This is a genomic window from Amorphoplanes digitatis (assembly GCF_014205335.1).
GTDB lineage: Bacteria > Actinomycetota > Actinomycetes > Mycobacteriales > Micromonosporaceae > Actinoplanes > Actinoplanes digitatus.
In genome coordinates this window covers 5,623,192-5,644,501 of record NZ_JACHNH010000001.1, presented here as the reverse complement: position 1 = coordinate 5,644,501, position 21,310 = coordinate 5,623,192, and the positions used below count along the sequence as shown (strand labels likewise).

The following is a 21,310-nucleotide window of genomic DNA, read 5'->3' as shown; positions in this document are numbered from 1 at the left end:
GTGTTGTCCACCTCCCGTCCGGCTGAGGGCATGCTGAAGGGCCGTCCCGGTCGCCGGGGACGGCCCTTCAGGTGGAGCTCAGAGGTCAGCCGTGGTGGCCGCTCGCCTTGGTGGTCAGGTCGGGGATGCCGTGCGACAGATCCACGCCCGGACCGGGCAGGTTCGCCGCGACCGCCACCCGGTCGGCCGGCACGTGGGCGGCGCGCCCCAGCGCCTGGCGTACGGCCTCGACCTGGCCGTCGCTGATGATCGCGCCGAAGTACCGGACGGTCAGCCCGGAGCGCTGCACCGTGGTGCGGTAGCGGTTGAGCGAGTCGGACAGCACGCCCTCCCGGTCGATCACCGTCGCGACGTCGGCCGGCAGGACGCCGGCCGCGGGGACGACGGCGAACGTCAGGTCGTGCACCAGCACCGGCTGCACCAGGTAGAACGCCACGCTCGCCGGCTGGTTGTCGCGCATGAACGCCTCGGCGTCCGGCACGGAGACGCCCTCGTCCAGCACCAGCGTCTGCTCCGGCACCAGGTACTCGAGCATCTCCGGGCTGAACACCGCGAACGTCGCGTCGGTCAGCGTGCCGAGCTTGGCGCGCTGCGCCGCCGCGCGCAGCTCACGGGCGATCTGCCCGCGATCGGCGCCCTTGGCCGGGTGAATCGCGACGGCCGCGCGCTTGCGCACCATCGGCCCGTCGAAGGTCGTCGTGGCCAGCTCGTCCCCGGCGTCGTCGGTGACCGGGCCGGTGGCGGCCTGCGCCGGTTCGGCGAGCCAGCCGCCCCAGCGGGCCATCGCCGCACCGCCGCCCGCCAGCAGGGCGAGCACCAGGCACCACCGCAGGGCGTTGCCCCAGGTAAGGCGCCTCATCAGGTACCCAGCGGGTAGCTCGGCGCGTACACCACCGGCTGCTCCGACTCGCCGTCCGGGTACGCCGCGTCGGAGCGGACCGGGTCGTTGACGTTGATGTCACCCACCGCGAACTGGATCATCATGTCGTTGTCCTCGTGGATGAGGTTGTGGCAGTGCACCATGTAGCGGCCGCCGGCGTTGCCGCCGCCGGTGGTGAACTGCATCAGCACGCTGACCGTCTCGTTCTCGCCGAGGTAGAAGACGTCCTTGCCGCCGCCCTCCCAGGCGTACGCCTTCTGGTCGGGGGTGTTGTTACGGCCGATGATCTTGCCGTCGATCAGGTGGATGTGCAGCGGGTGGAACCAGCCGCCCGACTCGTTGACCAGGTCCCAGATCTCGACGTCGTACGGCTTCGGGTTGCCGAAGACCCGCTGGAAGCCGCTCTTCTCGACGTCGTCCCAGGTCTCGCCGTTGACGGTCCAGATGCCGTGCTTGCGCTCCAGCCGCAGGCGGCGGCGGGCCGTCGCCATGTCGGGCGTCAGCTTGTGCACGTCGACGGCGCCCAGGTTCGCCCACGGCTGCGGCCCGAGGTCGAGCGTCTTGGGGATCTCGTACGTGTCGGGCCCGGCCGGGTCCGCGACCACCTCGAACTGCATGACCTTGCCGGTCTTGTCGAAGTCCTCGTTGTTCTTGTTGCTGAGGTTCTTCAGCTCGATCCTGGTGCCCGGCTTGTACTTGCGGAAGTCGATCAGGATCTCGTAGCGCTCGGCGGGCGCGTGCCGCCAGGACGACACCGCATTGACCGTCGGGGTCATGCCGCCGTCGGTGCCCACGACGTAGACCTGGTCGTCGGTGCTCAGCTTGAAACGGTACGAACGGGAGATGCTGGACACCAGCACCCGGAACCGGTAGACCCGGGGCTTGACCCGCATCTTCGGCCACGGCACGCCGTTGACCATGATCACGTCGCCCATGAAGCCGGCGTTGTCCTCGCCGTCGAAGGCCACCGAGCCGTTGGCCTTGAACGCCATGTCGCTGACGACCAGCGGGACGTCGTACTCGCCCTGCGGCAGCTGCCTGCGCTCGTACTGGTCGCTCAGGTGGTACATCGCGGCCAGCCCGACGAACGCGTTCTTGGCCGTGGTGCGGTGGTTGTGGTCGTGGTACCACATCGTGCGGGCCTGCTGCCAGTTCGGGTAGCGGTAGGTCTTGGCCTGCCCGGGGCTGGTGTGGTCGTTCGCGTACCCGTCGTACTGCGGCAGCGAGGCCGAGCCGTGCAGGTGGGTGACCGTGTTGAACTCGCCGCTGTACAGCGGGTGGTCGCCCAGCGCGTTCGCGATCCGGACCTCGGACCGGGTGCCCTGCGGCACCTTGATGGTCGGGCCCGGGAAGATCCCGTTGTAGCCCGCGATGGTGGTCAGCAGGCCGGGGACGATGCTGGCCTGGCCGATCTTCTGGGTGAGCCGGTAACGGTGGAACGGGCCCTTGTCGTCGACACCCTGTTCGCACGGCATGAGCACCGGAGGCCGCCGGAACATGTTCGTGTACGGCGTCGGGGTGTTCTTCGCCGCGAGCTTGCTCTCGGCGGCGATCACCTCACCGCCGGCGCCGGCCGCGATCAGCCCGCCGCCACCGATCGCGAGCGCGCCCTTGAGCATGCCGCGCCGGGTCACCATTCCATCAGTCATCCGTACTCTCCGTGTTCATCTCACCAGTCGTGCGCAGAAGCTAGCGGTGGGCACTGAGGTAAACCGGTGGAAATCCTGAGGCCGGCTTGAGCCGGCCCGGATCGCGCTCGGCCAGGGCGGCCGAAATCCTTAGGTGCCGGCCGGAGCCGCCGATCTCGCAGCGGACAGAGGGGGAATCACACAGATGCGCGTGACGGTGTTGGGGCCACTCACAGTGACCGACTGTGGCGGAACGATCCTGCCCGCCGGGGACCTGCCGCGCCGGGCCCGCCAGGTGCTCGCGGTGCTGGCCGCCCGGCACGACCGCATCCAGACCAAGGACGCCCTCGCGGACGCGGTCTGGGGTGCCGAGCTGCCCGGCAACCACGTCGCCACGCTCGAGCACTACGTGTCGATGATCCGGCGGCGCCTCCAGCCGGACGGCAGCGTCTCGAACTGGTTCATCGTCACCCGGGGCGGCGGATACCTCTTCGACACCGGCCGCGCCGAACTCGACCTGGCCGAGCTGCGCGGGCACATCCGCAGCCTGGACGCGCTCCCGCCGGACGGCCCCGACCGCCTCGCCGTGCACTCCTCGATACTCACCCTGGCCGGCCAGCTGCCGTTCCCGGAGGACCCGTACGCCGAATGGGCCGAGCAGGCCCGCACCGAGGTGCAGCTCGCCGCGGTGGACGCCCTGCTGGCGCTGGCCGGGGCCGCCCTGCCCGACGATCCCGCGCGGTCGCTGCGGCTGGCGCAGGAGGCGATCGGGCTCAGCCCGTTCCTCGAATCGGGTTACCAGGCGGCGATGACGGCGGCGGTCGCCATGGACCGGCCGGACCAGGCGCTGCGCATCTTCGACCGCTGCCGGCGGGTGCTCGAGGAGGAGCTCGGCCTGCCGCCCTCGGCCGAACTGATCCGCCTGCAGAGCGCCGCCCTGGCGCACCGGCTCCCCAAGCCCGCCGCGGCCGTACCCGCGCCGGCCGCCCCCGCGCCGGCCACCGGAGCCGAGCCGGTCTTCCTCGGCCGCCAGCACCAGATGGAGGTGCTGTTCGAGCCGACGGCGCCGCCGGTCGTGCACGTCGTCGGCCCGGTCGGCGCCGGCAAGTCGGCGTTCGTGGCCGAGCTGGCCCGGCGCGCGCCCAACCGCGTCGGCATCGGGCACGCCGGCTCGGCCGTGTTCCGGCTCGCCTGGCTGCGTGCCGTACTTGTCGACCTGGGCGCCGGGCCGGAGATCCTCGCCGCCGTCGACGGCGCCAAGAGCGACCAGCCGCTGGGCCCCGCCGAGCTGGAGCTGATCGGTTCGCTGTTCTACGGCCCCGAGCGGGTGTTCCTGGCCGTCGACGACGCCGCCGACCTGGACAGCGCCAGCGTCGCGGAGCTGGCCTGGCTGAGCAACAACTGCCCGCGGCTGCGGATCGTGCTGACCTACCGCTACCCGTCCCAGGTCATCGACCGGCCGCTGGCGGCGCTGAACACCACCGTCGTGCTGCGGCTGGGCCCCTTGAGCGCGGAGGACCTGGCGTCGCTTGACGACGACCGGGTGGCCGAGCGCAGCGGCGGAATCCCCGCCCTGGTGGCGGTCGCGACCCGGCCGCACGAGATCGCCTGCGCGGTCGCCATGCAGATCGCCCGGCAGCGGACCCGGTGGATGAGCGAGCCGGCCTGGGACGTGCTGCGCCTGTGCGCGGTGCTCGGCCCGCTGAGCGCGGCCGAGCTGGCCCCGCTCACCGGCCGGTCGGTGCAGGAGGTGCTGACCTCGATCGACGATCTGGTCCACGCCCACCTGCTCAGCGACGAGCCCGACGGGACCGTGCGGCACCGCGGCACGCTGATCCGCGACGCCATCCGGGCGCAGGTGTCCGAGGCGTCCTGCACCCATCTGCGGGAACGGCTGACGGCGGCCTCCTAACGGAGACCGCCGCCGCTGATGTGCCCTGCTCAGACCGTCAGTTGGTCACGTTGACATTGAAGGCGAGCTGCTGGGCGCCCGTCGTCGTGACGAAGCTGACCGTACGCACCGTGCCCGGGTTGGGTCCGGTGACCCGCAGGTCGAACGCCCCGGTGGCGTCCACGGACACCGGCGCACCGATCGTGCGGCCGGTGAGCGTGCCGCCCAGCACCACGGTGACCCGCTGGCCCGCGAGCAGGCTGCTGGTACCCGAGATGCGCCACTCGTTGTTGCCGGTGCGGTAGCGCACCGCCAGGCCGGACAGCGTCTCCGCCTGCGGCCGGACGACGACCCTCGCGGTGTCGGTGCCGGCCGGGTTGGTGACCGTCAGCTCGAGCACCACCGGGTCGTTGTTGAAGACGTACGCGGCGTTCGGGCCGGGCACCGCGGGCAGCGCCTGAACCGGGTAGGTGAACGTCGGCTTCGAGCTCGCCGGGTCGGACAGCTTGACCGCCGGACCGGACACCTGCCGCCACGAGTACGACTCGGCGGAGTTCGAGTTCGAGCCGTCCAGCGCGACCGCGCGGCCCCGGACCACGATCTGGTCCGCGCCCGGCTTGGCCTTCGGCAGGGCCGCCGCGATCACGTTGACGGTCACCTGCACCGGCACGCTCGTGCCGCCGGGCCCGTTCACGGTGAGCGTGAACTTGTACTTGTCCACCTCGGTCGGCACGAACGTCGCCACGGAGCCGGTCGGGTTCGTCAGCGTGACCGGCGTGCCGCCGGTCTGCTTCCAGGTGTACCCGGCGATCTCACCGGCCGAGCCGGTGCCGTCCAGCCGGACGGTCTGCCCGACGATGGCGGGGGAGTCGACCGTCGCGCCGGCCACCGGCGCCGTCGGCAGGAAGACCTGACCGGTGCCGGTGAGCGGAGCGGTCGCGGACCCGCCCGCGGCCGAGGTGACCGTGATGGCGGCCGGCGGAGCGGCGACGTTCACGAACGGCGACCCGGTGATCGGGCCGAACCCGGTGACCGACAGGGCCGGGTTCGAGCTGTGGTCGCTGGAGACGGCGGAGACCGACAGGGTCTGCGCGTCGGCGTCGTACGCGAGACCGGTGATCGTCACGACGTCGGCCAGGGCCCGCGTCTTGCGGGTCACCGGCCGGTCGCTGGCGTTGACGACCTCGATCTTGGAGTCCTTCGGCACGGCGGTGGCCGGGAACCGGCCGTAGTAGCGGCCGCCGCTGCCGCGCAGCGAGGTGGTGTGGAAGCCCAACGCGTCGTTGGTGGCGACCTGGATGACCTGGCCGGGCTCGCTGCTGGCGAACACCTCGACCACACCGGAGCCGTCCGGGTTGGTGGTGTACGTTGCCTGGTCGATGTCGACGCCGGCGTTCGTCGCGTAGCGGCCCTGGACGCTGAACACGTCGGTGAAGCCGACCTCGCCGATGACCGCGCCGGTGGCGGGGTTCAGCTGCTCGACGCGCACGAAGTTCGTCTTGTACGGGCTGCCGATGACCTTGTGGTTGACGCCCGGGTCACCGGTGTAGCCGACCGGCGCGGCGGGCGCCACGGCCGGGTCCCACTTCAGGAACGGGCCGATCCGGCTGCTCATGACGCCACCGAACGCGCCCGGGGCGACGCCGATGTCCTCGGTCATGTTCACGCCCTTGTCACCCGCGACGATGTCGTCGATCCCGTACGGGTGGGTGATGCGGAAGCGCTGGCCCTGCGGCGCGTCGAAGCGGATCCGGACCCGGCCGAAGACGACCTGGTCGCCGGGGATCGGGTCCTCGCGGGCGAACGCCGCCTCGACGTTCATCCCGAGGGTCACCCGGGAGCCGCCGGTCAGCGTGAAGTCGGCGCCGGCGAGCTGGTAGAAGGACTCACCGGGGAAGTTGTCGGGGAAGGACACCGGCTCGTCAGGATTGGGCATCTCGTCGGCGGGTCCCGGGCAGAGCTGATCGCCGGGGTCGACGCACAACTCCAACCGGTTGTTGTCGCTGTCCCGGTACCAGGCCGGGAAACCGTGTTCGGCGATCGGACCGACCTGCACGAGACTGCCGGACCGCTCGGTGGTCGGCTGCACGGCCACCGCGACGGCGGTGCCGGCGAGCGGCGCCACCACCGCCACGATCACGCCGAGCGTGACCGGGAGGCGAGCCAGTGTCTTCTTCATGGCACTCCTAAGCTGTTACTGGAGCCGCCAAGATAGGAACGCGTGCTGTGGCACTGCTGTGGTCCGGCTGAGGCGGACGGCCTCAGTCGTCGTCCCGCTCGTCCAGGACCGGCCGGTCGCCGGCGCAGCCGACCCGGACCTTGACCCGGTCGTGGTCGTCGACGGTGCCCCGGAACTCACCCTCCGCCTGCACGCGCGGACCCTGGTCGCGCTCGTGCACGGCGAATCCGCCCAGCGGGGACATCGCGACGATCTCGGCGCGCCCGGCCGCGCACCGCGCGACCACCGTGCCGCCCGCGGTCCGGAACGAGCGGAGCCCGGCGGACGGCGCCGACCCGCTGCCCGCCGACGCGGAGGCGGACGTGGACGCGGCCGCGGACGGCGTGGCCTCGACGCTGGGCGGGGCGGAGGCCGGCATGGTCGTCGCGTGGGCGGCCAGGTCGCGGTCCACCTCCGCCTGGGAGCGGGGTCGCCCCGCCTCCGAGCTGAGGCCGTCACCGATCACCCGCACGGCGGCCAGCCCGATGAGTACGGCCAGCACGGCCGCGCCGATCCAGCCGGCGGTGCCCAGCAGCGTTCGTGGCTTCATCCGGTCGACTATGCCCTCCCGGATGCTAAAGCCGGGCCGTGACCGCGCTAAGGGAGGGTTAAGCCGCTGGTGACGGGGATCCGGGTTACCGTGCGGTGATGGCGCACCTGCTGCTGATCGAGGACGACTCGGCGATCCGTACCAACCTGCTGCGGGCGCTGCGCGAGCGAGGTCACGCGGTGGCGGCGTCACACACCGCGATGGCCGGGTTGCAGACCGCCCTGGCCGAGCGCCCCGATCTGGTCGTGCTCGACCTCGGCCTGCCCGACCTCGACGGCCGCGAGCTGCTGCGGATGCTGCGGGCGGTGAGCGCGGTGCCGGTGATCGTGGCGACCGCGCGGGACGACGAGGAGGAGATCGTCCGGGTGCTGGACGCGGGCGCCGACGACTACGTGGTCAAGCCGTTCACGGCCGCGCAGCTGGACGCCCGGATCCGGGCGGTGCTGCGCCGAGGCGGCGAGGTCGGGCAGGAACCGGCCGCGATCACCGTCGGCGGGCTGCGGGTCGACGCCGGTGCCCGGACGGCCTCGCTGGACGGCGCGCAGCTGGACCTCACGCCGCGCGAGTTCGACCTGCTGCACCACCTCGCGACCCGCGCGGGGCAGGTGGTCACGAAGCGGGAGCTGCTCTCCGAGGTTTGGCAGGTGCCGTACGGCGGCGCGGACAAGACGGTCGACGTGCACCTGTCCTGGCTGCGCCGCAAGCTCGGCGAGACCGCGCAGACGCCACGCTATCTGCACACCGTGCGGGGGGTGGGCGTGCGGCTGAGTGAGCCGGCATGAGGCGCCGCCTCACCCTGCTGGTCGCCGCCACCACCGGCCTCGTGCTGCTGGCCTTCCTGGTGCCGCTGGCGGTGCTCGTGCGCCAGGTCGCCGCGGACCGCGCGGTGGGCCGCGCCGACAACGTGGTCCGGGCCATCGTGCCGCTGGTGGGCACGAGCGACTCGAGCGAGCTGGAGCTGTCGCTGAGCGGGGCGTCGGCGCCGGTGACGGTCTACCTGCCGGACGGGCGCGTGCTCGGCGCCCCGGCGGCGCCGACGGCGGCGGTGCGGCTGGCGAGCGCGGCCGGGCAGTCGTTCACGGTCGACGGCGCGGCCGGCCGGGAGATCGTCGTGCCGGTGGTCACCGCGCAGGGCACGGCGGTGGTGCGCACGGTGGTGCCGCGCGCGGAGCTGACCCGCGGCGTCGTCAAGGCGTGGCTCGTCCTCGCCGGGCTCGGCGTCGTGCTGGTGCTGCTCGGACTGCTGATCGCGGACCGGTTCGCCCGGACCCTTGTCGCGCCGATCGCGGACCTGTCCGCGGTCTCGCACCGCCTGGCCCGGGCCGAGCTGACGGCGCGCGCCTCACCCGGGGGTCCGCCGGAGATCCGGGAGGTGGCCGGTGCGCTCAACCACATGGCCGCCCGCATCCAGGACCTGCTGCGCCACGAGCGCGAGCAGGTCGCGGACCTCTCCCACCGGCTGCGCACCCCGCTCACCGCGCTGCGCCTGGAGGCGGAGACGCTGCGCGACCCCGGCGACGCGGCCCGGCTCGCGGCCGCGGCCGACGCGATCGAGCGGGCCGTCACGGCCGTCATCCGCGAGGCCCGCCGCCGCGGCGCGGCGCGCCCCCGCACCGGCTGCGACGCCACGGCGGTGGTCACCGAGCGGGTCGCCTTCTGGTCCGTGCTGGCCGAGGACACCGATCGAGGGGTACGCCGTGAGCTCCCCGCCGCGCCGCTCCCCGTCGCCGTACCCGCCGACGACCTGGCGGCGGCGCTCGACGCCCTCCTGGGCAACGTCTTCGCGCACACCCCGGACGGCACCGACTTCGCGGTGTCGCTTGTCGCGCGCCCGGCCGGCGCCGTACTGACCGTCTCGGACGCGGGACCCGGCTTCCCGGAGTCCGCGACGCGCCGCGGGGTGTCCGGTTCGGGCTCGACCGGCCTGGGCATGGACATCGCCCGCCAGGCCGCCGAGACCGCCGGCGGCACGATGCGGGTCGAGTCCGGCCGCGACGGCGGCGCCCGGGTGGTGCTGGAACTGGCCGGTCCCTTAACCAGCCCTTAGAGGTCGCACAGCGTGCCGCTAAGCCCCGGTACGCGAATGTGCTGGACATCAGCCAGTCAGCACACCGGAAGGTTCAACCGATGATCAAGCTCCGCACCGTCTCCACCCTCGCCGCCGGGGTGGCCGCCGCGCTCGCCCTCGGCGGCACCGCCCTCGCCGCCTCCGGCGCCGACGACCCCGCCGGCTCCGACGACCGCGGCGGCGCCGTGGAGATGCTGCCGAACGGCGACCCGGTCCCGACCGACGCGGCCACGGACCCGGCACCCACCGCCACCGCCACCACACCGGCGGCCACCTCGCCGGCCGCGGTCGACATCGCCACCGCCCGCGCGATCGCCCTGCGCGCCACCGGCGGCGGCCGCGTCACCAGCATCGAGGCCGAGACCGAGCACGGCCGCGCCGTCTGGGACATCGACGTCGTGACCAACGGCGTCCGCCACGACCTCGACGTCGACCAGGCGACGGGCACCGTCCTGCGCCACCGCGTCAAGTCCTCGAACGGAAAGGCGACCCGCACCTCCACCGACGACCACGGCCGCGGCGGCCACGGCACCGACGACACCGCCGCCGACGACCACGGCCGCGGTTCCGACGACACCGCCGCCGACGACCACGGCCGCGGCTCGGACGACACCGCCGCCGACGACCACGGCCGCGGCGACGACGACTCCGCCTCGGACGACCACGGCCGCGGCCGCGGCGGCGACGACTCCGGCGCCGACGACCACGGCAGCGGTGGCCACGGCTCCGACGACTGACCCACCGGTCGGCGGCCGCCGGCCTCGGCCTGGATGCCGCCGACCGAGACCGGACTGGTCGTTCCCCGAATCGGCCCGGACGGTCGCACGCAGCAGCAGGGCTCCGCGGGTTCCGCGGTGCTCTGCTGCCGCGGCGCCGGCTGCGTGACTGTGGAGTAGGCGACCAGCTTCAGGGTGCTTTGTCGGGCTGCTGCCTGGCCGCCGCGCAGGCGCAACCCCGCTGCCGAGCCAGGACGAGACACCCGTTGAACCAGCGGTCGAGGTTGCCGCCAAGTGCAGCGAGCAGCAGCGGCCGATCAGCAGACCGTCTCACCAAGCATGTAACTGAGAGTTGCCAAACCCCCTTCCGCATGGTCCGCGTGTGCCTTCGGCCCGGACCCGCCGCGAATTCGGGAAACGCGTGTGCGGAGAGTCCTTGTATCAATGAGAATGCATCCATCGGGCCGCCGGAAATGTTTTGTGTGTCTGTATGGGTGACGGACCGCCGAGGCCCCGGTGTGGTTTGAAATGGCATAGCCGGGCAGGTGGAGATCTTGCATTCCGTCGGTTCCTGTGCCGATCGATTTCGTCATGGGGTCCGCTGGCTACCTTAATTCCATAGCGGCTGCCGACCGGATCGAGTTGACCTTGATGCCGTTCGGGCGGGTGGGCAGGTTCCACCTGCCCAGTGGTCCCGTCCAGCGAGCGCGCCTTGGTGGGTTTCGCGTGGCGGGCGGTTTCCCTCAGCGGATGCGCCTGGGCAGGTTCCACCCGGCCGGCGGACTCGTCCGCCGAAGGTGTCGGGGTGGGCATCGCCGGGTCGATGGCCCTGTTGAGCCGGTGCGCCTCAGTGGATCCCGTCTCGCCCGGCGGCTCGGTCTGGTTGCTGTCCCACGGATCGTGGTGGGTCGAAGTGGTGCGGCGTGGCGCCGGGTGCCGGGCCGGCTCGACGTGGGCGAGCCCGGGCGAATGGGACGGCTGTGGCCTTGGTGGGCGTCGCTCGATCAGATCTGCCGTGTGGCGCTCATCGTCTCGGCTGCGCAGCCGGCGCAGGCGCCGGGCGTGACGTTGAGTGAGGCCCCACGCGCGGTGTCGCTCGTGGTTGCGGCGGAACTCGTCCCGCTCGGGGGAGTAATTGCGGGATGCGGTGCGGTCACGCATGGCGGCCAACTCGCTGCTGGTGAAGAATTGAAGCTGCCGCACGGATTCATTATCCCGGAGCGGCCAATGTTTGTCCTTTCCGATCCGTTTTAGATCATGCCAACTTCTCGCAGAGAACACTTGGTACTTTCAACCTTGCTGCGCTGTCGGACGCCGGCTCGAATACCTCCGTCGGAGGTCAGCTTGAAATTGCCTGGTCCGGCGAAATCGCAATGAAGCGAGGGAGGGCCAGCTCTTACGGTGCGGGAGTCCGCGGTGGGTCGACGGAACGGTCCGTGCGCAGGGGTCTGTCGGGGCTCACCGCGCTGCTGATGACGGGCCCGGTGGGTCGGCGGTCAGTCGAGCCAGCAGATGACCGCGTCGCCCTCCTTGGCCGCCGCGGCGAAGAATTCCCGGACGTCCGGCAGGTAGTGGGCCACCCACTCCAGCTCGCCGGGCCTCTCCCAGGTGCCGGGGTAGATCTCGGCCCGGTAGAGCTCGGTCGGGTCGACGCCGCGGATGAGGTCGTCCTCGGTGAGCGTGGCCAGTTGCGCGGCCGCGGCCGCCACCTGGTCCGGCGTCAGGTAGGAGGGTGGCCCGTAGCCCCAGTCGTCCTCGAGGTTGGCCAGGAAGTCGAACATCTCCTCGCTGTCGGGCTCGACGTCCGGCAGCTCGACGAAGCTCTCCGCGCCCAGGACCAGCGGAATCTCGAAGCCGAGCCGATCGAGCAGGAAGTCGAGCCCGTTCCACGCCTTGTCGATGCCGGTCCAGCGTTCGGAGCCGCTGTCGCGCGCCGTCCTGGCGAGCCGGTGTGCCCAGTCGAGGTCGGTCGCGGCGCGTGCCAACTCGTCGGGGGACACGCGTAGCCAGTTGCCGTTCATGCTCACGGCGGCAGCCTAGACGCGGGCTACGACAGTTCCGTACCGACCGGCGGCCGGTCACATCCAGAGCACGCCGGCGTCCTCGTGTTCGCGGACGCGGTACTCGATCATGCGGCGCAGCAGGTCCGCCGGCACCGGGCCGCCGTACGGGAGCTTGACCGTGCCCTTGCCGGTTTCGAGGTCGCCGAGTTCGGCGTCGAAGGCCTCGCGGGTGCTGGGGGTGAACGTGAAGTTCGCGTGCTTCGCGTGGCCGCTGATCACGAACAGGATCGTCCCCGACGGATGCACCCAGGCGGGGTGGCCCCACTTGATGGCCTCGCTCGCATCCGGCACGGTCGCACGGGCCAGCGCGTGCAGCTGCTCGAGCAGCTCCCGGGCCGGCCCGGCGACCCCTTCGATGTACTCGTCGATCGTCCGGGGCTTGGTCATGGCATCAGTCTGGCAAACCGTCAGGACTCGTAGTACCGGCTTCGTTGCCGCCGGTAGGGCCGACGGGAATCCATCATGAAGTGCCGGCAGGCGAAGACCGTCAAGGCGATGCTCACGAGCGCGACCACCACGATGGGCAGCACCGGCGCGCCGCCCACCGACAGGGGCGTCGCGGAGCTCACCGACTTCTGTGCCTGCGCGGCCGGTCCGGTCGTGGCGGCGGCCGGCGGAGGCGCCGTCGGCAGCCCGGCGAAATCGACGATGCCGCTGCTCTCCAGCAGGGTCATGTGCGTCATGACGAACTGGTTGGTGCGCTGGGCGAGCTTGCGTACCGTGTCGTTGCGGGTGCTGGCCCGGATGGTGGCGATGGCCGGGAAGATCTTGCCGTGTGCCGCCCGCAGCCGGTCGATGTAGATCTGGTCGAACTCCTCGCCCTCCGCCTCGCGCATCTCGGAGAGCCACTTCTGCTGGTCCGCGTTGGGCTTGTTCGGCAGGTCGACGTCGAGCTTCTTCGCCGCGTCGCGGACGAGCTTGTCCAGCACGCCGTGCTGGGCGGCGATGTCGCGCCCGATGGCCTTGATCCGGGGGTCGTTCGACTTCTCCTGAGCCATCTCGCCGGCCGGAATCTCCCACAGCCCGGCGAGGCGGACCTTCACCGTGAAGTCCTGGTCCGCCTCGGAGATGGAGCCCTTGCCGCGGTCGGTCAACAGCTCGTTCGGCGGCAGCGGAATGCCCGGCTCGGCGCGCGCCGAGTTCGGGTCGAGCAGGATCAGGGCGACGGCGACGAGCGCCGCACCCGACAGGCGGTGACGCCACCCCAACACTTGATCGACGGCGAACACGTCAACCTCCACCCCGGTTACCTCGGATGCTGCCAGCGACGGGAACTACGTACCGCGGCCCGTTATGGATCAACTCGCAGGGACGAATTTCTACAGGCCGTAGATCGCGGCTCAGGAGCGAGGGCGCGGTGAGGCGGCGCGGAGGCCGTCGGCAGCCGGGCCGTCGAGGTCGGTGCAGAGGGCGAGGGCCCGATGCCAGTGCCGGGCGGCGCGGTCAGGGCGAGCACGTGGTGTACAGGTCTTCGGTGAAAGAGGAAGGAGCCCGTTGGCTGATCTAGCGGAAGTCCAGGAGGGCGTGCCGGGAGGTGGTCGACGGCGGTATCGGCGGGGGAGACCACTGAATCGAAGGAATGAACTCTGATGAGAATGGACTACGATGTCCTGACCTGGGATATTGGGAGCGGTCCAGGGGTCGACGACCTTCCGACGGCATTTATCGACGGCGGATACGACGGAATCTACATTCGCATCGAGCGAGGCGTGAGGCTCAAGAATCTCGATTTCCTCGGTCAGCTGCCAGGTCTCAAATATGTAGAAGTAAAGGGTGCCGTACGTGACGACTCTCATGCCTTTTCTCTGTCAGGTGTCGTCGAGCTGGTTCTCCTGACGAGAAGCAAAGTCCCTTTACCCGTGACCGTGAGCGATACTCTCGAATCGCTCGGCATCGATGATCGTCCAGGTGTCCTTGAATTTTCTGGACTTGCCCGGCTCCAACACTTGACCCTGTGGTTGTGTGCGCGGCGCGACCTCCAGTTCTTGTCCGGAGCCCCAGGTCTGCTGTGGTTGAAGGTGGAAGGACTTGGGCAGGTGGTGAACCTTTCGGGAATAGAGAACTGCCGGTTGCTCCTCGAGGTCGAGTTGTTGGAGATTCAGGCTGAGAGCCTTTCGCCCCTCGGTGCCGTGCAAAACTTGCTGAGGCTGCGGCTGATCGGGTCACGGAAGTCCACCATCTCATCAGGTTTGAACCTGGACGAGCTCTGCGGCCTAAGCCGCCTCAGAGAGCTTCGGATCACCAACTCCAGGTCCGTCCAGTCCGTTGAACCATTGCTTGGATTGCCGGAGATCCAGGACGTTCGCATGAGGAATACCAGGATTTTGGATCCGGACGCTGAAGTGCAACAACGTCTTTCGCGCAGAGGAACGTTTCTCGGACCCGACGATTGAGTCCAGGGGTCAGTGGGTGCCCGGTCATTGTCGTGGAGCGTCGAGTGCGGTGAGGCGGGCGCGGATGTCGGCGGCGGCCGGGAGGTCGAGGTCGGTGTAGAGGGCCAGGGCGCGGTGCCAGTGGTGGCGGGCCTGCTCCGGGTCGCCGGTGGTGTGGTGGATGTTCGCGATTCCGGCGTGTGCGCGGGCCCGTTCGGCGACGGCGTCGGTGTCGGCGGTCAGGGTGAGTACGGCGGCGTGCAGGTCGCGGGCGCGGTCGTGCTGCCCGGTGGCGTGCAGGGTCTCGGCGAGGCCGTTGAGTGCCGATCCCTCGCCGGTGCGGTTGCCGATGTCGCGGAACAGGTCGATGGCCTGCTGGTGGTGGTCGATCGCGGCGTCGAAGCGGCCCTGCTGCCGGCGTACCAGGGCGAGTTCGTTCAGGGTGTCGGCCTCGCCGGGGCGGTTGCCGATCTCGCGGTCCAGGGCCAGGGCGCGCCGGAGGTGGTCGACGGCCTGTTCGTGGCGGCCCTGGCGGGCGTGGATGGCGCCGAGCCGCTCGAGCTGCATCGCCTCCCCGAGCGGGTCGCCGAGCTCGCGGTAGAGGGCGAGCGCCTCGTTCGAGTGCTCCGCCGCCTCGTCGTAGCGGCCCTGCTGGCGGTGGACGATGCCGAGGGTGTCCAGGGCGTCCGCCTGGCCGAGGCGGTTTCCGGTCTCCAGGAAGATGGAGAGCCCCGCCCGGGTGCACCGCACGGCCTGCCGGTGGCGGCCCCACCGGCAGTACGCGTAGCCGAGGTTGTTCAGCGCGCGGGCCTCGCCGGCCCGGTGGCCGATCTCGCGGAAGTTCAGCAGGGCGTGCCGGAGCTGCTCGACGGCCTCCGCGTGCCGGCCCAGCCCGTCGAGGCTGGTGCCGAGGTTGGCCAGGGCGTTGCCCTCGGCGGCCAGGTCGCCGCAGCGGCCGGCGGCCTCGCCGGCGTGCGTGTGGATGGTCAGGGCGTCGGCGAAGTGGCCGCCGAAGTCGAGGTAGAGGCCGAGGGTCGCGGACAGGCGGCTGGTGTAGCCGGGCCGGCCGTCGACGGCGGTGTGCGCGCAGACGGCGACCAGGTTGGGGCGTTCGGCGTCCAGCCAGGTCCGGGCGGCGACCGGGTCGGTGACGTCGGGGGTCGGTGAGCCGGCGGGTGGCACCCGCGGCCGCTGGAACGTGCCGGCCGGGAACAGGGCGTCCATCGCGGCGGCGGCGGTGGCCAGGTAGTGGTCGAACAGGCCGTTCAGGGCCGTACGCCGCGCGTCGTCGGTGTCCCGCGAGCGGGCCAGGTCGGCGGCGTATGCCCGCATCAGGTCGTGGAACCGGTACCGACCCGGTACGGCCTGGATGAGCAGGTGGGCGTCGAGGAGCTCCTCGAGGATCCGGCCCGCGGCGTCGACGGGACGGCCGGTGAGCGCGGCGACGGCGTACGGGTCGGTGTCGGCGCCGGGGTGCAGGCCCAGGTAGCGGAAGGTGCGCCGCTGCTCGTCGGTGAGGTCGTCGTAGGACAGGGTGAACGCGGCGGCCACGCCGCGTTCGCCGTCGTGGAGCTGGCCGAGCCGGTGGTGCCGGTCGGCGAGCCGGTCGGCCAGGTGTGTCGCGGTCCAGGCGGGGCGGGCGCGCAGCCGGGCGGCGGCGATGCGGACGGCGAGGGGTAGCCGCCCGCAGAGCCGGACGACCTGCTCGACGGCGGTGGGATCGCCGGCGGCGTGTCCGGGCCCGGCGATCCTGGTGAACAGGGTGACCGCGTCGGCGAGGGGCAGGATGTCCAGCGACAGGGGCCGCGCGTCGTCCAGGGCGGTCAGCCGGCGCCGGCTGGTGACCAGGACCAGGCAGCCGGGCTCGGCGGGGAGCAGCGGGCGTACCTGGTCGGCGGTACGGGCGTTGTCCAGCACGATCAACATCCGGCGGCCGGTCAGCCGGCCCCGGTAGAGCGCGGCCCGGTCGTCGACCTCGGCCGGTATCTGCTCACCGGGTACGCCCAGGGCGCGCAGCAGCCGCTCGAGCGCCTGCCCGGGTTCGATCGCCGCGACGGCGCGGGTGTAGCCGTGCAGGTCGAGGAAGAGGCTGCCGTCGGGAAAGCGTGCGGAGAGCCGGTGCGCGGCGTGCACCGCCAGGGCCGTCTTGCCGATGCCGCCCATGCCGTCCACGGCGCAGATCACCACGACTCCGGACGTCGTGCCGGGTGCGAGGTTGAGCAGTTGGGCGAGTTCGGCGTGGCGGCCGGTGAAGTTGCCCGTGTCGGCCGGCAGCTGCGCCGGTGCGGGTGTCGGTGCCCGGCCGTCGAGCACCGTCCGGTAGGCCTCTTCGAGGGCGTCGGTGGGGTCGACCCCGAGCCGGCCGGTCAGGTGCGTACGGGTGCGCTGGTAGACGGCGATCGCCTCGTCGCGCCGTCCGGCGGCGTGCAGGGCCCGGATGAGCAGCGTCGCCAGGCGTTCCCGGCCGGGATGCCCGGCCGCCGCCGGCGTGAGCAGGTCGACCGCCTCGCCCGTGCCGCCGCGGGCGAGCAGCACCGCGGCGAGGTCCTCGGTCGCGGCCAGCCGCAGGTCGCTCATCCGGTCCCGGAGGGGGTCCAGCGAGGGCCCGGCGAGATCGGCGAGCGCCGGCCCCCGCCACAGTGCCAGCGCGAGGCGCAGCGACTCGGCCGCGTCCGCGTCGTCGTCGGCCTGCCTCGCCGCCCGGGCCCGGGCGACCAGGTCGCGGAACCGGTGCCAGTCGACGACGGCCGGTTCCGCCTCGAGGAGGTAGCCCGGTGCGCGGGAGACCAGCCGGACCTGAGCACCGAAGCCCGCCTGACGGAACGCCGTCCGTAGCCGCGAGACGTAGTCGGTGACCAGCCGGTCGATCGTCACCGGCGGGTCGCCGGCGCCGCCGCCCCAGGCCAGCCTGACGATGTCCGCCCGGCTGACCACGGTGTTCGCGTGGAACGCCAGCACCGCGAGCACCGCGCGCTGCTTGGAACCCAGCGCCACCGCACGCCCGTCGTGCCGGACGTCGACGTCGCCGAGCAGCCGCAACTCGACCATCACAAGCCCCCGAATCCGACCCTACGGGATCGCTACGGCGCGGATCGGACCTCGTGTCCCGACTCTGTGGACCCGGTCGCTGCGACGAGAACGGCGGAACGATGACCACTTTCTACGATCACGACGGCATCCGCATCACCGAACGGTGGCTGTCCATCGGCGGCCGCCGGTGCCGGGTCGGCCACCTGCGCAACCTTCGGGTGGCGCGGGGGCGGTGCGACCGCACCGCGCGGCGCGCGGCGTACACGGCGGTGGTCTCGCTGCTCGTGGTCGGTGTGACCGCGCGGCACGTCCCGGTGGCGGTGTCGGTCGCCCTGGTGGTGCTGCCGGCCCTGGTCACGCTCGCCCGCGCGCGGCTGGTCCGGCCGGCGTACCTGCTGCTCGCCGACTACGGGGGTGCCACGGTGGCGCTCTACGCGACGAGGGACGAGACCGAGTTCGGCAAGGTCAGCCGCGCGCTGGCGCGCGCGGCGGCGGGGTCTAGGTGCCGAGCGCGGTCAGCGATGCCCACAGTGCCACCACCGCGAGTACCAGAGTCGCGGGCACCGCGAGCAGGCCGAGCCGGGTGAACTCGTGCAGGTCCACCCGCGCGTCGTGCTGGTGCACGATGCGCCGCCACAGCAGCGTGGCCAGCGACCCGGCGTAGGTGAGGTTGGGGCCGATGTTCACACCCAGCAGCACCGCGAGTACCGCGCCGGATCCGGCCGTCGCGGTCAGCGGCAGCAGCACCAGCACGGCGGGCAGGTTGTTGATGACGTTCGCCAGTACGGCGGCCAGCGCCGTGATCGCGAGCAGGGCCGCCAGGCCGGTGCCGTCCGGGATCAGTCGCCCCAGCGCCGCGGCGAGGCCGTTGTCGACCACCGCGCCGACCACGATCCCCAGCGCCAGTACGAAGAACAGGAACGGCACCCCGGCCGCCCGCAGGATGCTCGCGGGGGTGGTGCGGCGCCGGACGAGGGCCCGGGCGGCGAGCACCAGCGCGCCGGCGAACGCCGCCCAGGCGGGGTTGATCCCGGCCGCGGAGGTCAGGACGAAACCCGCGAGCGTGCAGCCGACGGTGGCCAGCGCGAACACCGGCACCGGCGGCGGCTCGGCGGCCGGCTCGGCGGCGGCGCCGGCGTCCAGGTCGGCGGCGAAGAAGCGCCGGAAGACCAGGTACTCGGTGCCGATCGCGACCAGCCAGGGCAGCGTCATCAGCGCGGCGAAGCGGGTGAAGGTCAGCGCGCTGGCGGCGAACGCCAGCAGGTTCGTCAGGTTGGAGACCGGCAGCAGCAGCGAGGCCGTGTTCGACAGGTGGGTGCAGGCGTAGACGTGCGGCCTCGGCCGGGCGTTCAGCCGCGCGGCGGTGGCGAACACCACCGGGGTGAGCAGCACGATCGTGGCGTCCAGGCTGAGCACCGCGGTGATCAGCGAGGCCACCGCGAACACGTACGCCAGGAGGTTGCGGGGCCGCCGCCGTGCGGCGCGCGCCATCCAGGCTCCGCAGGCCTGGAACAGCCCCTCGTCGTCGCACAGCCGGGCCAGCACGAGCACCGCGGCCAGGAATCCGATCACGGGCCCCAGCAGGGCGACCTCGGCCCGGACGCGGTCGAGCGTGATCGCACCGGTGGCGATGACCACGCCGGCCGCGGGGACGGCGACGACCGCCTCCGGCAGGCCACGGGGACGAATGACGGCGAAGGCGAGCACGGCCAGGAGCAGAACGGAGGAGAGGGCCTCCGCGAGCAAGGTGTTCAAGGCCAGGCCCTTCCCCGGAATCGGTGGCGGGGAAACGCCGAAGTGATCTTGGTCCCGGTCTGGTTGCCGCGATGAAATGAACCGTGGTTCAATCCTTGGCAAGCTTTGAACGCGGATTCAGAATTTTGGGGGCCTCCGGATGCCGTACCGGCAGACCGCACTGACCAGGCAGAACGCGAGGGACAAGCGGGACGCGATGCTCCGCGGCGCGCGTTCGCTTGTCGCCGCCGAGGGGTTCAAGGGCGCCACCGTCGCCGCGATCGCCACCCGCTGCCAGGCCAGCGTCGGCTCCGTCTACTCATACTTCGACAGCCGCGACCGCCTGCTCGCCGAGGTGTTCCGCAGCGCCGCGAACCACGAGATCGACCTGGCCCGCACGGCCGTCGCCGACGCCGGTCAGCAGGCTGCCGAGCGCCTCAACGGCCTGATCCGCACGTTCAGCGGGCGGGCACTGCACGGGCGGCGGATGGCCTGGGCGCTGCTGTTCGAGCCGGTCAGCCCGGTGGTCGAGGAGGAGCGGCTGGTCTACCGCGGTTCATACACCGACATCAGCGAGCGGATCATCCGCGACGGCCTGACCAGCGGCGACTTCGTGCCGCAGGACCCGCGGCTGGCGGCCTCCGCCGTGATGGGCGCCATCTCCGAGGCGCTGGTCGGGTGGATCCGCCCGGACAGCCCCGAACCGTCACCCGATGAACAGGCCGGCGTGATCGAGGCGATCCGGCTGTTCTGCTTCCGCGGACTGGGAGTCGCCCGATGACCGTCACAACCCCGCTGGCCCGCGCGCAGCGGGTCCTCGCCGACCAGTCCGTGACCCGGATGTTCGGCACCCGGCTGGTCTCGTTCGGCGAGGGCAGCGCCACCGTCGAGCTCGACATCCGGCCCGAGATCACCAACCACCACGGCGCCGTGCACGGCGGGATCGTCGCGTACGCCGCCGACAACGCCCTCGCCTTCGCCGGCGGCGCCGCGCTGGGACCCGACGTCGTCACGTCCGGGCTCACCATCGACTACATCGCGCCGGCCCGGGGCCGTACGCTGCGGGCACACGGCATGGTCATGCGCGCCGAAGGCCGGCGCGCCGCCTGCCGTTGCGAGCTGCACGCGATCGCCGAGGACGGCACCGAGACCCTGGTCGCCGTCGCGCAGGGCACCATCGTCGCGCCGGCGGAGCCGGCGGCCACGCCCGCCGCCCAGCCGGCGCGGGTGCGGGTGGGCCGGCTCGCCACGCCCAGCGTCCAGGACGTGCTCCTCGAGCGCCGCCGCACCGGTAACACCGACGACGGCGCCACGGTCGCCCTGGTCATCGAGGGTGGCGGCATGCGGGGCATCGTCTCCGCCGCGATGGCCGCCGTCATCGAGCGGGAGGGCCTGCTGCCGTCGATCGACATGATCGTGGGCACCTCGGCCGGCGCGGTCAACGCCGCCACCCTCGCCGTCGGCGCCGCCGGGGCGATGGCCGAGTCGTACGCGGAGGTCTTCACCTCGCCCGAGTTCATCGACCTGCGGCGGTTCGCCCTCGGCCGCCCGGTGATCGACGGCACGCGCATCGTCAGCCGCGTCGACGAGCTGTTCGACCTCGGCTCCGCGGCCGGCACCGACTGGGCCGGCCGGCTCGCGATGGTCGCCACCGACGTGGACACCGGCCGGGCCGAGGCGCTGTCCGACTTCACCGACCGCGCCGACCTGATCGGCAGCCTGCACGCCTCCGGCCTGCTGCCGATGCTCGCCGGCGACCCGGTCACGCTGCGCGGCCGGCGCTGGCTGGACGGCGGCATCGTGGAGGCAGTACCGGTCGTCGCCGCCGCCGCGCGCGGCGCCACCCACGCCGTCGTGCTCGCCACCCGGCCGCCCGGCACCCAGCCGTCGTTCGGCGCCGTCGACGTGGTGGTCGAGCGCTACCTGCGCCGCCTCAACCCGGAGCTCGCCGCCGCCTACCGCGGCCGGCCGCACCGCTACCGGGAGACCCTCCAGCAGGTACGCGACGGCTGGAGCCACGGCCTGAGCACGCTCGCGCTCGCGCCCCGCCTCGGCGACCCGCTGCCGTCCCGGCTCGAACGCGACCAGGCGGCGCTGCGTGCCGCCCGCGACGCGGCAACCGACGCCGCACGGGAGGCCCTGTCCTTCCTCCTGCGGTGA

The 21,310-nt window shown here is 72.1% G+C and carries 18 protein-coding genes; 9 read left to right on the top strand and 9 right to left on the bottom strand.

Annotated elements, in window-relative coordinates; genetic code table 11:
- Nucleotides 1-85: 85 nt before the first annotated feature.
- Both BJ971_RS24850 and BJ971_RS24845 read right to left on the bottom strand, forming a co-directional pair.
- Complete coding sequence (locus BJ971_RS24850) at nucleotides 86-859, bottom strand: hypothetical protein (protein ID WP_184995619.1); 774 nt, start codon at nucleotides 857-859, stop codon at nucleotides 86-88.
- A complete protein-coding gene (locus BJ971_RS24845) occupies nucleotides 859-2,529 on the bottom strand; it encodes a multicopper oxidase family protein (protein WP_184995618.1) in 1,671 nt (556 codons plus the stop codon). Before BJ971_RS24845 ends, BJ971_RS24850 begins: the two co-directional genes overlap by 1 nt.
- 214 nt (nucleotides 2,530-2,743) lie before the next feature.
- Here BJ971_RS24845 and BJ971_RS24840 point away from each other — a divergent pair, with 214 nt between their 5' ends.
- Entirely contained in the window at nucleotides 2,744-4,420 is a 1,677-nt protein-coding gene (locus tag BJ971_RS24840) for an AfsR/SARP family transcriptional regulator (protein WP_184995617.1), read from the top strand.
- Nucleotides 4,421-4,457: 37 nt separating this feature from the next.
- Here BJ971_RS24840 and BJ971_RS24835 read toward each other — a convergent pair whose 3' ends face one another.
- Together BJ971_RS24835 and BJ971_RS24830 are read right to left on the bottom strand one after the other, a co-directional pair.
- Nucleotides 4,458-6,578 carry a PKD domain-containing protein gene (locus tag BJ971_RS24835; protein ID WP_184995616.1) on the bottom strand — a complete coding sequence of 707 codons (2,121 nt, stop codon included), beginning with the start codon at nucleotides 6,576-6,578 and terminating at the stop codon, nucleotides 4,458-4,460.
- A gap of 82 nt (nucleotides 6,579-6,660) precedes the next feature.
- Complete coding sequence (locus tag BJ971_RS24830) at nucleotides 6,661-7,167, bottom strand: hypothetical protein (protein ID WP_239087441.1); 507 nt, start codon at nucleotides 7,165-7,167, stop codon at nucleotides 6,661-6,663.
- 98 nt (nucleotides 7,168-7,265) lie between these two features.
- Between BJ971_RS24830 and BJ971_RS24825 the strand changes: the two genes are divergently transcribed.
- The 4 genes from BJ971_RS24825 (at nucleotide 7,266) to BJ971_RS24810 (ending at nucleotide 11,205) form a co-directional block, all read left to right on the top strand.
- On the top strand, nucleotides 7,266-7,949 hold the full coding sequence (locus BJ971_RS24825; RefSeq protein WP_184995614.1) for a response regulator transcription factor: 684 nt from the start codon (nucleotides 7,266-7,268) through the stop codon (nucleotides 7,947-7,949).
- Nucleotides 7,946-9,214, top strand: coding sequence for a HAMP domain-containing sensor histidine kinase (locus BJ971_RS24820; protein WP_184995613.1), 1,269 nt, complete (start codon nucleotides 7,946-7,948; stop codon nucleotides 9,212-9,214). The genes BJ971_RS24825 and BJ971_RS24820 overlap by 4 nt, the downstream gene beginning before the upstream one ends.
- Nucleotides 9,215-9,294: 80 nt before the next feature.
- The gene (locus BJ971_RS42270) at nucleotides 9,295-9,972 is read left to right on the top strand and encodes a PepSY domain-containing protein (RefSeq protein ID WP_184995611.1); all 678 of its coding nucleotides are present in this window, start codon (nucleotides 9,295-9,297) and stop codon (nucleotides 9,970-9,972) included.
- 996 nt (nucleotides 9,973-10,968) lie between these two features.
- A complete protein-coding gene (locus BJ971_RS24810; RefSeq protein ID WP_184995610.1) occupies nucleotides 10,969-11,205 on the top strand; it encodes a hypothetical protein in 237 nt (78 codons plus the stop codon).
- Nucleotides 11,206-11,447: 242 nt separating this feature from the next.
- On the opposite strand, the gene BJ971_RS24805 is transcribed toward BJ971_RS24810, so the two are convergent.
- From BJ971_RS24805 to BJ971_RS24795, 3 genes are read right to left on the bottom strand one after another with little or no spacing between them, the layout of a single operon-like run.
- A complete protein-coding gene (locus tag BJ971_RS24805) occupies nucleotides 11,448-11,972 on the bottom strand; it encodes a DUF1877 family protein (protein WP_184999077.1) in 525 nt (174 codons plus the stop codon).
- 57 nt (nucleotides 11,973-12,029) lie between these two features.
- Nucleotides 12,030-12,401: an iron chaperone gene (locus tag BJ971_RS24800; protein WP_184995608.1), complete on the bottom strand. Its 372-nt coding sequence runs from the start codon at nucleotides 12,399-12,401 to the stop codon at nucleotides 12,030-12,032.
- A 20-nt stretch (nucleotides 12,402-12,421) separates the two neighbouring features.
- Nucleotides 12,422-13,255 carry a DUF4142 domain-containing protein gene (locus BJ971_RS24795; RefSeq protein WP_307837381.1) on the bottom strand — a complete coding sequence of 278 codons (834 nt, stop codon included), beginning with the start codon at nucleotides 13,253-13,255 and terminating at the stop codon, nucleotides 12,422-12,424.
- Between the two features lie 348 nt (nucleotides 13,256-13,603).
- Here BJ971_RS24795 and BJ971_RS24790 point away from each other — a divergent pair, with 348 nt between their 5' ends.
- The gene (locus tag BJ971_RS24790) at nucleotides 13,604-14,407 is read left to right on the top strand and encodes a hypothetical protein (RefSeq protein ID WP_184995607.1); all 804 of its coding nucleotides are present in this window, start codon (nucleotides 13,604-13,606) and stop codon (nucleotides 14,405-14,407) included.
- Between the two features lie 24 nt (nucleotides 14,408-14,431).
- On the opposite strand, the gene BJ971_RS24785 is transcribed toward BJ971_RS24790, so the two are convergent.
- Complete coding sequence (locus BJ971_RS24785) at nucleotides 14,432-17,434, bottom strand: AfsR/SARP family transcriptional regulator (RefSeq protein ID WP_184995606.1); 3,003 nt, start codon at nucleotides 17,432-17,434, stop codon at nucleotides 14,432-14,434.
- A gap of 101 nt (nucleotides 17,435-17,535) precedes the next feature.
- Here BJ971_RS24785 and BJ971_RS24780 point away from each other — a divergent pair, with 101 nt between their 5' ends.
- Complete coding sequence (locus tag BJ971_RS24780) at nucleotides 17,536-18,003, top strand: DUF6232 family protein (protein ID WP_184995605.1); 468 nt, start codon at nucleotides 17,536-17,538, stop codon at nucleotides 18,001-18,003.
- On the opposite strand, the gene BJ971_RS24775 is transcribed toward BJ971_RS24780, so the two are convergent.
- On the bottom strand, nucleotides 17,915-19,171 hold the full coding sequence (locus tag BJ971_RS24775; RefSeq protein WP_184995604.1) for an SLC13 family permease: 1,257 nt from the start codon (nucleotides 19,169-19,171) through the stop codon (nucleotides 17,915-17,917). The genes BJ971_RS24780 and BJ971_RS24775 overlap by 89 nt on opposite strands.
- Before the next feature lie 139 nt (nucleotides 19,172-19,310).
- On the opposite strand from BJ971_RS24775, the gene BJ971_RS24770 reads away from it, so the two are divergent.
- Together BJ971_RS24770 and BJ971_RS24765 are read left to right on the top strand one after the other, a co-directional pair.
- Entirely contained in the window at nucleotides 19,311-19,931 is a 621-nt protein-coding gene (locus BJ971_RS24770) for a TetR/AcrR family transcriptional regulator (RefSeq protein ID WP_184995603.1), read from the top strand.
- Entirely contained in the window at nucleotides 19,928-21,310 is a 1,383-nt protein-coding gene (locus tag BJ971_RS24765) for a patatin-like phospholipase family protein (protein ID WP_184995602.1), read from the top strand. The genes BJ971_RS24770 and BJ971_RS24765 overlap by 4 nt, the downstream gene beginning before the upstream one ends.

Excerpts from the sequence above, each read along its gene's own strand:
- BJ971_RS24830 (WP_239087441.1), bottom strand. The coding sequence starts at position 7,167 with ATGAAGCCACGAACGCTGCTGGGCACCGCCGGCTGGATCGGCGCGGCC.
- BJ971_RS24820 (WP_184995613.1), top strand. The coding sequence starts at position 7,946 with ATGAGGCGCCGCCTCACCCTGCTGGTCGCCGCCACCACCGGCCTCGTG.
- BJ971_RS24805 (WP_184999077.1), bottom strand. The coding sequence starts at position 11,972 with ATGAACGGCAACTGGCTACGCGTGTCCCCCGACGAGTTGGCACGCGCC.
- BJ971_RS24845 (WP_184995618.1), bottom strand. The coding sequence starts at position 2,529 with ATGACTGATGGAATGGTGACCCGGCGCGGCATGCTCAAGGGCGCGCTC.
- BJ971_RS24790 (WP_184995607.1), top strand. The coding sequence starts at position 13,604 with ATGAGAATGGACTACGATGTCCTGACCTGGGATATTGGGAGCGGTCCA.
- BJ971_RS24770 (WP_184995603.1), top strand. The coding sequence starts at position 19,311 with ATGCCGTACCGGCAGACCGCACTGACCAGGCAGAACGCGAGGGACAAG.
- BJ971_RS42270 (WP_184995611.1), top strand. The coding sequence starts at position 9,295 with ATGATCAAGCTCCGCACCGTCTCCACCCTCGCCGCCGGGGTGGCCGCC.
- BJ971_RS24850 (WP_184995619.1), bottom strand. The coding sequence starts at position 859 with ATGAGGCGCCTTACCTGGGGCAACGCCCTGCGGTGGTGCCTGGTGCTC.
- BJ971_RS24835 (WP_184995616.1), bottom strand. The coding sequence starts at position 6,578 with ATGAAGAAGACACTGGCTCGCCTCCCGGTCACGCTCGGCGTGATCGTG.
- BJ971_RS24780 (WP_184995605.1), top strand. The coding sequence starts at position 17,536 with ATGACCACTTTCTACGATCACGACGGCATCCGCATCACCGAACGGTGG.
- BJ971_RS24800 (WP_184995608.1), bottom strand. The coding sequence starts at position 12,401 with ATGACCAAGCCCCGGACGATCGACGAGTACATCGAAGGGGTCGCCGGG.
- BJ971_RS24765 (WP_184995602.1), top strand. The coding sequence starts at position 19,928 with ATGACCGTCACAACCCCGCTGGCCCGCGCGCAGCGGGTCCTCGCCGAC.
- BJ971_RS24825 (WP_184995614.1), top strand. The coding sequence starts at position 7,266 with ATGGCGCACCTGCTGCTGATCGAGGACGACTCGGCGATCCGTACCAAC.
- BJ971_RS24785 (WP_184995606.1), bottom strand. The coding sequence starts at position 17,434 with ATGGTCGAGTTGCGGCTGCTCGGCGACGTCGACGTCCGGCACGACGGG.